14 protein-coding genes and 1 pseudogene are annotated in these 12649 nt (G+C 69.8%); 10 read left to right on the forward strand and 5 right to left on the reverse strand.

Going from position 1 to position 12649, the window contains the following annotated elements; all coding sequences use genetic code 11:
* Positions 1–67 precede the first annotated feature (67 nt).
* The 4 genes from ACGF2Y_RS36115 to ACGF2Y_RS36130 all read left to right on the forward strand — a co-directional run bounded on the left by ACGF2Y_RS36115 (position 68) and on the right by ACGF2Y_RS36130 (position 3550).
* Positions 68–1147 carry a molybdopterin-dependent oxidoreductase gene (locus tag ACGF2Y_RS36115; RefSeq protein ID WP_392956223.1) on the forward strand — a complete coding sequence of 360 codons (1080 nt, stop codon included), beginning with the start codon at positions 68–70 and terminating at the stop codon, positions 1145–1147.
* Positions 1144–1665 (forward strand): hypothetical protein, encoded by a 522-nt coding sequence (locus ACGF2Y_RS36120; protein WP_392956225.1) that lies wholly within the window; start codon positions 1144–1146, stop codon positions 1663–1665. Before ACGF2Y_RS36115 ends, ACGF2Y_RS36120 begins: the two co-directional genes overlap by 4 nt.
* Positions 1666–2087: 422 nt before the next feature.
* Entirely contained in the window at positions 2088–2885 is a 798-nt protein-coding gene (locus ACGF2Y_RS36125; protein ID WP_392956227.1) for a hypothetical protein, read from the forward strand.
* 11 nt (positions 2886–2896) lie between these two features.
* Positions 2897–3550 carry a sortase domain-bontaining protein gene (locus tag ACGF2Y_RS36130; RefSeq protein WP_392956230.1) on the forward strand — a complete coding sequence of 218 codons (654 nt, stop codon included), beginning with the start codon at positions 2897–2899 and terminating at the stop codon, positions 3548–3550.
* Between the two features lie 941 nt (positions 3551–4491).
* Here ACGF2Y_RS36130 and ACGF2Y_RS36135 read toward each other — a convergent pair.
* Both ACGF2Y_RS36135 and ACGF2Y_RS36140 read right to left on the reverse strand, forming a co-directional pair.
* Positions 4492–5514 carry an LPXTG cell wall anchor domain-containing protein gene (locus ACGF2Y_RS36135; RefSeq protein WP_392956233.1) on the reverse strand — a complete coding sequence of 341 codons (1023 nt, stop codon included), beginning with the start codon at positions 5512–5514 and terminating at the stop codon, positions 4492–4494.
* A gap of 893 nt (positions 5515–6407) precedes the next feature.
* Positions 6408–7028, reverse strand: coding sequence for a TetR/AcrR family transcriptional regulator (locus tag ACGF2Y_RS36140; RefSeq protein WP_392956235.1), 621 nt, complete (start codon positions 7026–7028; stop codon positions 6408–6410).
* Between the two features lie 110 nt (positions 7029–7138).
* Between ACGF2Y_RS36140 and ACGF2Y_RS36145 the strand changes: the two genes are divergently transcribed.
* The 5 genes and pseudogenes from ACGF2Y_RS36145 (at position 7139) to ACGF2Y_RS36165 (ending at position 9880) form a co-directional block, all read left to right on the forward strand.
* Positions 7139–7798: a peroxiredoxin-like family protein gene (locus ACGF2Y_RS36145; RefSeq protein ID WP_392956237.1), complete on the forward strand. Its 660-nt coding sequence runs from the start codon at positions 7139–7141 to the stop codon at positions 7796–7798.
* 137 nt (positions 7799–7935) lie between these two features.
* Entirely contained in the window at positions 7936–8517 is a 582-nt protein-coding gene (locus ACGF2Y_RS36150; protein WP_392956239.1) for a redoxin family protein, read from the forward strand.
* Positions 8518–8523: 6 nt separating this feature from the next.
* Positions 8524–9033: pseudogene (locus tag ACGF2Y_RS36155) on the forward strand (cytochrome c biogenesis CcdA family protein); the annotation flags it as partial.
* A 26-nt stretch (positions 9034–9059) separates the two neighbouring features.
* Entirely contained in the window at positions 9060–9590 is a 531-nt protein-coding gene (locus ACGF2Y_RS36160; RefSeq protein ID WP_392956240.1) for a VOC family protein, read from the forward strand.
* Between the two features lie 101 nt (positions 9591–9691).
* On the forward strand, positions 9692–9880 hold the full coding sequence (locus ACGF2Y_RS36165) for a DUF6381 family protein (protein ID WP_392956242.1): 189 nt from the start codon (positions 9692–9694) through the stop codon (positions 9878–9880).
* A gap of 280 nt (positions 9881–10160) precedes the next feature.
* On the opposite strand, the gene ACGF2Y_RS36170 is transcribed toward ACGF2Y_RS36165, so the two are convergent.
* The 3 genes from ACGF2Y_RS36170 to ACGF2Y_RS36180 form a co-directional block, all read right to left on the reverse strand.
* Positions 10161–10589, reverse strand: a complete 429-nt coding sequence (locus tag ACGF2Y_RS36170; protein ID WP_392956243.1) for a PRC-barrel domain-containing protein — start codon at positions 10587–10589, stop codon at positions 10161–10163.
* On the reverse strand, positions 10589–11152 hold the full coding sequence (locus tag ACGF2Y_RS36175; protein WP_392956246.1) for a PRC-barrel domain-containing protein: 564 nt from the start codon (positions 11150–11152) through the stop codon (positions 10589–10591). The genes ACGF2Y_RS36170 and ACGF2Y_RS36175 overlap by 1 nt, the downstream gene beginning before the upstream one ends.
* 161 nt (positions 11153–11313) lie before the next feature.
* Positions 11314–12048, reverse strand: a complete 735-nt coding sequence (locus ACGF2Y_RS36180) for a CDP-alcohol phosphatidyltransferase family protein (RefSeq protein ID WP_392956247.1) — start codon at positions 12046–12048, stop codon at positions 11314–11316.
* 146 nt (positions 12049–12194) lie between these two features.
* On the opposite strand from ACGF2Y_RS36180, the gene ACGF2Y_RS36185 reads away from it, so the two are divergent.
* Positions 12195–12593: a hypothetical protein gene (locus ACGF2Y_RS36185; RefSeq protein ID WP_392956250.1), complete on the forward strand. Its 399-nt coding sequence runs from the start codon at positions 12195–12197 to the stop codon at positions 12591–12593.
* The last annotated feature ends 56 nt before the right edge of the window (positions 12594–12649 follow it).

The following is a 12649-nucleotide window of genomic DNA, read 5'->3' on the forward strand; positions in this document are numbered from 1 at the left end:
GCAAGCACCGATCGCCTACGAACAGCAGTCAGCTACCCTGACACTCGCCGCATAACGATACGAACAGGTGTCCACCCCTCGGGGACAAGACCCGTACCGCCTGAACCAGGGTGTGCACGTCACGCTCGGCATCGTGCTGATCCCGGTACTGCTGGCGAAACTCTGGTCGGTGGTCCCCCGTCTCTTCAGCTGGCCGCCGGTGAAGTCCCTCAGCCACGCTCTGGAGCGCATCTCCCTGCTCCTGCTGGTGGGCGGAGTGCTCTTCGAGTTCGCGACCGGCCTGCTCAACATCCAGCTCGACTACATCTTCCCCGGCTCCTTCTACCCCCTGCACTTCTACGGCGCCTGGATCTTCATCGGAGCGTTCGTCCTCCACGTTGCGCTCCGCATGCTCCGCAACGGCGGCCTGCGCGAGGAACTGCGCCGCCCCGCCGCGAAGAACGCCAGAGCCGGAGCGGCCCCCGCCACGGCCGGCCCGACCAGCCTGACCGACCCGACCGGCCTGACCACGCCGGAGCCGGCCGCGCCGACGATCTCCTGGCGGGGCGCGCTCGGTATGGTCGGCGCGGGATCGCTGCTGCTGTTCGCGATGACAGCAGGTCAGAGCATCGGCGGGGCCTGGCGCGGCACGGCGCTCCTGGCCCCGCGCGGTCAGGACCCCGGCCCAGGACCGAACGGCTTCCAGGTCAACAAGAGCGCCGCCGGCGTAGGCATCCGGCCGCGCGATGTGGGGCCCGCCTGGCGGCTGGTCGTACGGGGACAGGGGCAGGAGCGGGTACTCACCCGCCCCCAGGTACTGGCCCTGCCCCAGCACAGCGCGGCCCTGCCGATCGCCTGTGTGGAGGGCTGGTCCACCGAGGACCAGCTGTGGAGCGGCGTACGCCTGCGGGACCTGGCCGCCCTGGTCGGCTACGCGGAGCTCGCGCCCGGAGTGTTCGTGCAGTCCGCGCAGCGCAGCGGCGCCTTCCGCTCCACCACGCTGCGCGACAACCAGGTACGCGACGCCCGCTCCCTGCTCGCCCTGAAGGTGAACGGCGCCGACCTTTCCGCCGATCACGGCTATCCGGCGCGGGTCATCGTCCCGGCCAACCCCGGCGTGCACAACACCAAGTGGGTCACCACGCTCACGTTCGGAGACCGCGCATGAGGGCGTTCAAGGAGCGCTACGGCGCCTCACCGCTGCACCTGCTCCTCATCCTCGGCTCGTTCGCCCTGACCGGCTACGCCGGAATCAGGCTCCTGGGCGGTCAGGAACCCTGGATGGTCGTCCTGTGGTTCGCCGGGGCCGCCCTGCTCCACGACCTGGTCCTGCTGCCCCTGTACACACTCACCGACCGCGCCGCCCAGATCGTGCTCGGCGACCGCCGGCTCAGCGCCGAGACCAGCGCGGGGCGAGGCTGGACCAACCACGGCCGGGTCCCGGTCTTCCTCTCCGGTTTGCTGTTCCTGACGTACTTCCCGCTCATCCTGGAACGGGGAAACCGGTTCACCGCCTACACCACACTTCCCGACGACGTCTTCCTCGGCCGCTGGCTGCTGATCACCGCCGTACTGTTCGCGGTCTCCGCCCTCACGCTTCTGGTCCGCCTGTTCCGCTCCCGCACCGCACGGCGGGCGTCCGACAGCGTGGGCGCTTCCCCGCCCGGTCACAGCCCGGAAGCGTAGAGAAGCCTGGAGGTGCCGGCCGCAGGCTCCTGGGCCGGCCCTGGAGCCATCCGAGAACTCCCGCTGATCGCGTCGGCAAAAGGCGAGTGTCTGCGCTTCCTGCCCTGCCGCTGCCCGCCAGCCTGGGACTGCACGGAGCGAGCCCTCCCGATCCTCGCTCGCTTGTGCCCGAGCGCCTGGATAGGTGCACCCGTTTGCGTGCACGTGTTCATCGCGCTCTGATGCTGTCGCTGACGCAACAGGCCAGGTGAGCGGGGGGCTGGTGCGGTGAGGTACGGCCCCGTGGAGGAGAACGGAGCGACGTGGCTCCGGTGGCCGGTGCGCCGGAGGCGGCAGAGAGTCGGTCCTGGCAACGGCAGGCACGCATACACACGTCGGGCGTCGATGTGCGCCTGCCCCACTGACTCAGAGGAGAGAGCTGTATGTCGAAGTCTGCTGTCCGCATACTGGCGGCCCTGACCGTCCTTGCCCCTGCTGTGGCACTGGCCTCACCGGCGCTGGCGGACGACTCGTACAAGGAGCACGGTGACCGCGCGATCATGCTGCACGCGCAGCTGGATCCGTTCAAGGTCAACAAGGTCACCGGCTACGGGACCGCCCAGGTCCGCCTCAAGGGCAACGAGGCGCACGTGAAGATGAAGGTCAGCGGTCTGCTGGCCGGCGCGCCGCACGCGCAGCACTTCCACATCGCGGCGAAGGGCGTCTGCCCGCCGGATTCGGCGGCCAAGGTCCGCAACGGGAAGCGGTTCCTCAACACCACCGACGGCATCCCCTTCTACGGGAGTATCGGCACGTCGCTGACCACGGCCGGTGACACCAGCCCCGCCTCCGGACTGGCCGTGGACCGGTTCCCGGTCGGTTCCGACTACCACTACGAGCGCACCATCAAGCTCAGTGACGAAGCCGCCCAGAGTCTGCGCGAGGGAACGGGTGTCGTCGTCGTCCACGGCATCGACTACAACAGCAACGGCAAGTACGACGACAACCTCGGCCCCAGCGACCTCGACCCGAAGCTGCCCGCCGAGGCCACCAACCCCGCACTGTGCGGGGCGCTGAAGAAGTCCGCCGACGGGCCTGTCCACGGCGGCCAGGGCGGCACCCAGCTCGCGGCCTCGGACACACCCGTCAGCACGGTAGCCACCGCGGCAGGCGGAGCAGTGCTCCTGGGGGCGGCCGGCGGCGCCCTTGTCCTGCGCCGCCGCGCGAACCGCCAGAACTGACCCGTTCAGCCATGGCACTGAGCCGCATCTGTGGCCGCCGCGGTCTCTGCCCCGCGGCGGCCACCGCCTGCACCGCGACCGGACTCGCACTCCTGGCCTTGGCAGCCTTCACGCACTCTCCTCAGCCTCCTCCGGCGCCGCCCGCAGCAGCCCGGACGCACGACACCCCCATACAGCCCGCCGCGGACAAGAACCTGCCGGTTCTCGGCCCGTCCCGGCCCGTGCGGATCACCGCGCAGGCCGTCGGCCTCGACGCAGCCGTGGACACGGTCGGCACCGCCGAGGACGGAACCATCGCCCTTCCCGGCCAGGGAGACCACGCCGGCTGGTACTCCGGATCCGTCACCCCAGGCCAACGCGGCAACGCCCTGCTCGTCGGGCACCTCGACACGACCCGCGGACCGGCGGCCTTCTACCCGCTGGGCGTCCTGCGCAAGGGCGACCGCATCACCGTCTACCGCCGCGACAAGTCCATCGCCCACTTCACCGTCACCGCACTCAACGTCTACGACCAGGACAACTTCCCTGCCGAATCCGTCTACGCGCCCGCCACCCAGCCCCTCCTCACCCTGATCACCTGCGCCGACTGGGACACCACCACCCGCACCTACACAGCCAACCTCGTCGTCACCGCCCAACCGGCAACCGGACCGGGCAAGTCCTGATACGCGCCCCCAGGACACGGAGAACTCCGTGAGCCTGGCAGCTGGCCCGAACACTGTCCGGACAGGGGCTCCGCCGACCGGAGCAAGCGCCGGCGGGCGTGATGCTGGAAGGCTGATCTGGGCCGGACCGAGATTCTGTGCGGCCGCGTCTGGCCTCGGACGCGCATCCGCTTCCGCGCCTCCCTGGCCAGGCCGCATGGCGCTTCCACAGCCGGGCGAAGGCGGCCCGCCACGTCACCGCCGGGCGGCACTGCAGCACTCCAGGGAACCGGCGGAGAGGGCGGGGTCTTTCAACACCAGCGCCGGTCCGGAGGGCCACCTGACCAGGAACCCCGTTTCATGAGGATACGTGGCCACAAGTGGGGGTTCACTGCGCGGGGAGCGGCGCTGAAGTGGTTCCGGGGCGGCGAGGGCCGCTGAGCGAGTGCGGAAGTTCGGAATCCGCAGGGACCGAGCGTGTGTGCGTGGACGGTGACGGGCGCTGCGCGGGCGCAGGTCACCGCGGCCGGATTCGGGCTGCTCGCGAGGGAGTCGTTGCCCGTCGGTAAGGGGTCGAGCTTCGTTTCCGCACCGGATGATCGACTCCGCGTTCGAGGCCGCCGGTGTGGTGCTGATCGCGGGCCGCCCGGCGAGGGGGTAAGGCCGGGGAATCCGCCGACGAAACGGCAGGTCAGACCCTTCTGGCCACGACCAGGAGGGCTGACCTGCCGTTCGGTGAGACAGCAGTCGAGAAGGGCAGACAAGCACCTGCACCGGGTCACCGTTCGCCGGCTCCTGTCGGCCCGCAGGCTCCCACGAAGAGTGCTAACCCCGCGCTGGGCCTGGCGGCCCTCTTCCCGGGGCATGGGCAAGGTAGCGGAGTGGTGGTTTGCGGTCTCTCCGCGACGCGGAATCGCACCCTCCTTACAATCACGGCAGTGTGAGGAGCGTCCGCCGAGGCGTCAGGCTGTCGGGGTGGCGTTGGGGCGGCGGCGCTTGAGGCCGAAGACGACGCCGGCACCGGCGAGGATCGCGAGGCCGCCGATGGTGGCGATGACGGGAAGGTTGGAGTCGGATCCCGTCTGGGCGAGGGTGCCCTCGGGGTTGATCTCGGTGCCGCCGGCCGGCTTGACCGGGAGGGGCTTCTTGCCGCCTTCCTGGGGTTCGGCGTCGTTGACATTGCCGGGCTCGGCGCCGGCGGCGAGGATGTCGAACTCGTAGAAGGAATCGGTGCCGGCGAAGACGCAGTTGCCCTTGTCATCGGCGTAGACGCCGATGCTGATGGCGAAGCCGAAGCCTTCGGGGGCGTTCTTGCCGACGCTCAGGCGCATGTCGATGGAGAAGGACTCCTGGGCGCGGACGTCGGTGTAGCCGAGGTAGCCGGCTCCTTCGTCGTTCTCGTCCAGGGAGATGTCCGTCCACTGGCCCGTGTCGGGGTTCTTGAACTGCAGCGTGAGGTGACCGGTGGTCTCCTCCCACGTGTCGGTGTCGACCTGTGCGGCGAACACGCCGAGGTCGACACGCTTGTAGGCGCTGTCACCCTTGTTGGCCACATTCAGCTCGAAGCCGTGGAACCCGCTTCCCGCGACGACCTTGGAGGGCAGCCCCGACAAGGTGGTACGCAGGTTCTTGTCGAGCGTGGGCTCCTCCTCACCGTTGCATATGTCCGCCGGGGACGTCGGGGTCGCGGAGGGAGCAGGCGTCGTCGCGCTCTCCTGGGGAGCCGGGGAGGTCTCGGACTCCTCCGGTGCGGGCGAGGTCTCGGACTCCTCAGGAGCCGGGGACGTTTCCGACTCCTGAGGGGCGGGCGAGGTCTCCGACTCCTGAGGGGCCGGGGACGTTTCCGACTCCTCCGGAGCTGGGGAGGTCTCGGAGGTCGTCGGGGTGGGGCTGGGTGTCGCGACCGCTGCGGTCGCGGACAGGAGGGTGAGCGGGGTGAGGACGGCGGTCGCTGCGGCGACAGCCATGGCACGGCGGAGCTTCATGGAGACCTTTACGGAGTCTGGGTGCCGGTCGGGGACGGCACGAAGGCTGGGAGGCCGCCCGAGTACGACCATGGGGGGCACGGGTGAGGCCATAAACATGACAAGCCAGATCGGCGAACGGTTGTGCACAACCTGCGCGCACATCCGTGATCTGCATCACGTTCAACCTCGTCCGTCCATGACACAGGAGCGGCAGCGAGCGGTCGTGTCGACCGGGAGGTCACGGTCACGGAAGATGCCACTGGCCTCACAGTGCGCCCCACGAGGCAGGGCCCACTCGGCACCCGAGAGCCGTACGAGGGTGCCGTCACCTGCCTTCATCGGCCTGGCTGGAGGGCGAAGTGGCGATCCGCCGCCTTACGGACGGGAAGGCGGGCGACCCGCGTCCGGGCCTTCAGCCCAAGGCGCCTCGCCAGTAGCGCCCAGGTCCACACCGTGCTGCGCGATCGCCGCACCCGCCGCGGGTGACCTCGCAGGTGTTCGCGCGTTGAAACGGCGTGACCACAATGACGCAGCGGCCTATCCCGGGCACCGGCCAAGGTGAACTGGCCCCGCCTACGGACAGTGGGTCGATCTACGCGGCGCTGGTCGCGCACTGGATGGCACTGGGGCGTGTCGTGCCCGGTCAGAGGGACCAGGAGTGGGCCCTGCTGGCAGACACCTGCCCCTGGCCGCGGCGATAGGCCGGCTGGTGCGGTGTTCGCCTCACGACCCGCACCCGCTGCACCGGCCGGCAGCCTCGAAGCCACGCCCGGCCACCGAGGCTGCCGGACCGGCGAGTCGTGCTGGGCCCCCTTCCGGCCCAGCATCACCCTGACCTGCCTGGGGGCTTGAATTAAGTCCCTTCCGGCTGCCGGGTTCTTCATGTCAGTGCGGCGAACCTTGTGCCGCGTTCATGCATCGCCGAAGCCGGCAGGACTCCTCCGAGAGGAGCTGAGCCCCTCCATCGCAGCGGTCACGGCTCTGCGAAGTTCCGGAGTGTCCGCCCCTGCCCGGGACCGTAGGTTGACGCCGTGGGCGACCAACGCCAGGAGCTCGGCCGACGCCTCCACGTCGGCACCCGGGTTCAGCTGCCCCTTCGACCGGGCCGTGGCCAGCGTCGAGCGCATGGCGTCCCGCAGGGTGCCGTGCTGGTACTCCAGGACAGCACGTACGTCAGCGTCGGCGTTCTCGGCGCCGACGTACGCGTTGGAGATCATGCAGCCCCACCGCGCGTACTCACCCGCGCACCGGACGTCGATCAGAGCACAGAAGAAGTCGAACACGGCCGGCAGCCCGCGTCCGTCCTCGGCGAGCCGCCGGAGAACGGGCGCTGAACTCTGCTGGGTGTACCGCTCCAGCGCAGCCAAATAGAGCTGGTGCTTGCCGCCGAAGGTGGCGTACAGGCTGGAGCGGCTGAGGCCGGTCGCGCCGACCACATCCTGAATGCCCGTGGCGGCAACACCCTTCTCCCAGAAAAGCCGTACCACCGCTTCGAGGGCCGTGTCCGGATCGAAGTGCCTGACATCCGGCATGCTCACCTCGCCGTAGCCGTAATCATCGACTCCAAGGTACTCGCCCCACCCACCGGATCGAACGGCATCTTGAACCGATCATTCCAAGATATGCATCGGAGGGAACCACGATGGGCCTCAACACGGACCTGCGCGCCTTCTACGCCAGCCGGCGGTCGGACATCCCCGAGCACGTACGGGAGATCATGGACAGGGCCGGCCGTGAACTCGCCGAATCCGGACAGGCCGACAAAGCGCTGAACACCGGTGACAGGGCACCCGACTTCGCCCTGCCCGCGGCAGACGGAGGAACGGTCCGCCTCAGCGCCCTTCTGGCGTCGGGACCGGTGGTGCTGACCTTCTACCGCGGCGCATGGTGCCCCTACTGCAACCTCGCCCTGCGAGCCCTCCAGCAGCACGTCGGCGCCATGACCGAGCGTGGAGCCCGCCTTGTCGCCGTCTCGCCCCAGATCGCCGACGAGTCCCTCTCCGTCGTACAGAAACACGACCTCACCTTCGACGTGCTGAGCGATGTCGGCTCCGCCACCGCCAGGCAGTACGGTCTCGCCTTCGACCTGACGGACGAACTCGCTTCCGTGTACGACGGCTTCGGCATGGACCTCCAGCGCGTCAACGGCGGGCACGCACGCACCCTGCCGCTCCCGGCGACGTACGTCATCGGCTCCGACGGCACCATCCGCTGGGCTTTCGTGGCCACGGACTACACCACGCGCGCCGAGCCCGCCGACATCATCGCGGCACTCGACCAGCTCAACATCCCGTCCGCCTGATCACCCGGCACACCCCGCAGCCGTTGCCCGGAGGGCGCCTGCCGGGATGTCACCAACTCGTAAGACCCACACCGCTGAACAGCAGACCGGCCCCGCCTCAGCTCACATCCGTTCCCCCGAATCCTCAGGAATTCTCGATGCGCGCCCGCACCCTGCTCCCCGGCTCCCTGGCTGTCGCCCTGCTCACCCTCACCGGCTGCGGCACGGACAGCGGGGGCACGAACACCACACAGTCGCTGCCAAAGGAACCGGCCGCCTCGGCGCAGCCCTCGACACCCTCCGGCGACGGCGAGGAAGACAGCAGCGCCTCCGTTCCCGCGGCACTGAAGTTCACCGGCACCACGGTCGACGGGAAAGCGTTCGACGCCCGGTCCCTCGCGGGCAAGCCCACCGTGCTGTGGTTCTGGGCACCGTGGTGCCCCAAGTGCCGTGCACAGGCCGCCGAAACAGCGAAAGTAGCCGCGGAGTACGCGGGCCGGGCCAACGTCGTGGGCATCGCCGGGCTCGACGAGAACGGCGCGATGAAAGCCTTCGTCGCCGAAACCGACAGCGGCGGCTTCCCTCACCTCTCCGACGAGAACGGCGAGGTGTGGAAGCGCTTCGAGGTCACCGAACAGAGCCGATACGTCATCCTCGACAAGAACGGCAAGACTACCTACGAAGGCGTCCTGCCCGGCGGAAAGGGCCTGGCCGGCAAGGTAGCCGGGCTCGTCGGCTGATCCCCGGTGTCCGACCTGCCGCTCGCCCTCGCGCTCAGCGCGGGCATCCTCGCCGCCGTCAACCCGTGCGGCTTCGCGCTTCTGCCCGCCTACCTCTCCCTGCTCGTCCTCGGCGACGACAACCCCAGCCGAAGGCTCGCCATCGGCAGAGCACTCACCGCCACGGCGGCCATCACCATCGGGTTCGCCACCCTCTTCGGCATACTCGGCCTCGCCGTCCAGCCGGTCGCCGGACAGGTCCAGGAACACCTCCCCTGGTTCACCATCGGCTTCGGACTGCTCATGGCCCTTGCCGGAGGATGGCTGCTGATGGGCCGCCAGCTCCCCTCCCTCACACCGAAGGTCCGCAGAGCCCCGGCCGTGACGCGCTCCCTCCCGTCCATGACCCTGTTCGGCATGGCCTACGCCACCGCCTCGCTCGGCTGCACGATCGCCCCCTTCCTCGCCATCGTCGTCTCCGCCTTCCGCAGCGGATCAACAGGTGAGGGAGTACTCCTCTTCGCCGCATACGCCGCGGGGATGGGCCTCATCGTCGGTTCGCCGTGGATGACGCGGATGCGACCGCGGACCGGGTACGGGAGCGCGGCGCCACCATCGCCGTCGGACCGCTCGCCCTCGGGCAAGGACGCGCCGTGCTCGCCGCCGACCGCGACGGAGCGACCTTCGGGTTCTGGGAGGGCAACGCACCGGCCTGGTCGGTCGGCCACGACAGTGCCCCAGCCCGCCTGGACCTGCACACCCGCGACGTATTCGAATCGGCGACCTTCTACTCCGAAGTGTTCGGCTGGGCCCGACCACCCGGCGGCTGCACACTCGACTACGCAGAAACATCCATCGTCGTCCAGGCTTCCGGCCACAACGTTGCCACCCTGCGCGCCACCGTCCCTGACCCGCAGGACCAAGCCCGGTGGATCACCGACTTCCACGTCCAGGACACTGGCCGGGCCGTCGAGGCAGCCATCGCAGCCGGAGGCCAGCCCTCGCCCCTGCTGCCGGAATGCGGTACAGGTACAGGTACTACCTGCGGCATCCGGGACCCCGGCGGGGCCCTGTTCACCGTCTCCCACCCATAGCGGAGCCCCATCCAGGGCACTGCGAGCGACAACCAAGTACGGAGCGTGCAGATGCGTCGGCTGATGGGCATGCTGCGGGTACTGAAGAAGGGCGGACAGTGGTGAACGCTTCCGACCAGCCGGGCAGCCGCTCCGGGCCGCCTCAGACCATGGCCGACGATCTCCGGCTGGCGGCCGAGCACTGCACCGACCCTGACGAGTGCCAGCGCCTCAAGGACAAGGCCCGCAGGATCGAACGGGAAGCCGCGGAGCGCCGCCTCATGGAGCGGCACGGGGACCCCATGGAATGAGTGACGCCAGCACCTGTGGCAGGCGCGCTCTCCAGCGCGGCGCGCCGACCGCTCGCAGGCGGCGCGCCCTCGGTGTCGCCCCGCCATCTCGCGCACCGCCCACACATCACAGCAGACCGACCGGGCGACCGACGCAATGCCCCCGCGTCTCGGGAGCCCGTCCAGCACGGCTCGGTGGCGCCAGTGCGTGTGGGCGGTAGACCAAGCGCCATCTCCGCTGGTCAAGCGACTCACATCACGCCCCCTGGGCGGCCCGGGGGCCCGGCCACGCCCCCGGGCACTAAGGGACGGCGATGACGATGGCGTAGGTACCGGCGCCCAGGAGGCGTTCGCCGGGGATGTCCTGGCCGGCCGTGATCAGGCGTTGGATGTGGCCGGTGGTTTCGTCGAAGTCGATGTCGCCGAGGGCGCCGAGGTCCTGTCCGGTTTCGGTCACGACGCGTTTGCCGATCGGGTCGTGGTGCTTGTCGGCGGGGGCGGTGGTGTCCTGGTCGCCCTGGACGGTGTCGGGTGTGCGGACGGTGACCGCGTCGGGGCCGAAGGAGTGCACGTTGTTCCAGGTCACCTGGGTGCCGGGGCCGCGGGTCTTGACCCGCAGCGCGGCAATGCGGGCGGGTGCGGGAGCGATGCTGAGACCGGTGACAGTGGCCAGGGTCTCTGCGGTGCTCACGGCGACGACGTTGCGTCCTTTGGCCTGGCTGAACAGCATCAGTTCTCCTGTTCGAGGCGGGTACGCAGGCCGTGGGCGGCGTCGGCGAACCCGGCCAGGTCACCGGCGGTGAACTCGCCCGTCGCGTCCGGCACGAGGACCCTCTCGCCGGAGATGGCCACAGGTTTGATCACCGGCAGCAGAAGGTGCTCACGGCCCTGTGCGGCGGATTCGACTTCGTAGCCGGCCACGGCCGGATTGCGGCCCGTCGCGATGATGACGTCGATGATCTTGCCGAGGTCGGTGCCGCCCTCGGTCATCACGCGGGAGCCGATGACGTTGCCGCCGCCGGTGGCCTTGGCGTCCTTGGCCGCCTCATCGTCGTCGGCGAGGGCGTTCTCGTCGCGGATCATCACCGCGTCCGGCCCCAGGGCGTGCACCTTGTTCCACAGCAGGTCCCGCTTGAGCGGACCGGAGAACAAGCCGCGCCCGCTGAGGGTGAAGCAGCGAACACTGCCGCCGACAGCGTCGAAGACGATGTCCTTGACCTGGGCGATGTCGTCTCCCCCGAGGGTGACCACGGGCAGTTTCGCGATCTCGCCGGCCCGCACGTAGCCGCTCACGGTCCCGGCTTCTTTCCGCCGCGCGGGTGGTGTCTGCCGCCCGCGATGACCCCGCCACTACGCCGCCGCGCCTGTACCCCGAGCAGTGACACGGCGCCCAGCGCCAACACCGCCAGGACGATCACAACCCACAGCCACCAGTCCATGAGCGACCTCCCGGCTCAGGGCCTGGCCGCGCCAAGCCCTGCTTTCAGTATGAGGTGCGCCGGTGTGGCTGTCGATGGCGCAGACAGGTGGCGCTTGAGGTGGCGGACGGCGAGGAGGACCTGCATTGCTGCGGCCGGCCGTAGCAGGGCGGGGCGGGGCCGTTGGGGCATCCGGCCGCGTCGTACGCCGGTGGCGGTGACGGCGACGACGGGCAGGACCCAGGCGGCGACGGCAGCCGCCCGGATGGTGCGGTGGGGTTCGCGGCGCAGGGTGAACCAGGTCCAGAACGCGGCGTCCGCGAAGGTGTCGGCGTAGTCCCCGAACGGGGTCACCGTGCCCTGCCGGCGGGCGATGCGTCCGTCGGCCATATCCAGCGCGAGAGCCATCAGCCCTGACCGCGGCCCGCTGCCCGCAGGCAGCGCGGGGAGGTTGCCGCGGATGAGGGTGAGCACGTCGGCGAGCGCAAGGCGGTCGCGGTCTTCCAACAGCCCGAGGTGGAGGATGCTGACGGTCCAGCTGGCCGCCACCCAGTTCCTGCCGCCACGGCCGCAGGCCGCGGCGAACAGGACACTGTGCAGTGCGGTGAGCTGTCCGAGTGCCCGGGGACGCAGCGCCGCCTGGGTGAGCGACCGGTCGGCTGCCACGGCCAGAAAAGCGGCGATGGCCCGGGGCCGCCAGCGGCCGGCCTTCAGCGCGTGCAGGAGAGCGTCGGTGGCGGCACGGCTGTCGGCGAGATCGGATACGGGCACCTATCCCCAACCCTTTCCTGGATCGCACAGGCGACGTGCCGCCACCGTAGTCCTCGGCGGGTACGTGGGCGCGCTCACCGATCGTGGGGGCTCACCGGGCCGTAGTGTCGCTTCGGACACAGCGCCAGGGACGGCGAGGAAGGGACGTGCGTATGGCATGGCTGGGGCGGCTGGCCCTCGTGGCAGCGGCAGGCGGTGGTGTGGCGGCCGGATATCTGGGGCTGGTGAGCGGGGCGCTGCCGGTGGATCTGGGCGTAGGCCGGCGCACACGCCCACTGGGGCCGCAGACCGTGGACATCGAGGCGCCCCAGGACGTGGTCTTCGAGGTGATCGCCCAGCCGTATCTGGGGCGTACCACCCGGGCGATGCGGGAGAAGGTGCGGGTGCTGGAGCGGGGCAGCGACATGGTCCTGGCCGCCCACTTCACCCCGCTGGCGGGCGGCCGGCTGACGGCGACGACGGTGGAGACCGTCCGGTTCACCCCGCACGGCCGTATCGACTTCCGTCTAGGGCGTGTATCGGAAGTGGATCTTGAGGTGGGATGATCTTGTGTTGTGGCACGTGGAGATCTGACGGATACGCAGTGGGCTCGCCTGAAGCC

This window comes from Streptomyces sp. NPDC048142, assembly GCF_043202835.1.
Taxonomy (GTDB): Bacteria; Actinomycetota; Actinomycetes; order Streptomycetales; family Streptomycetaceae; genus Streptomyces.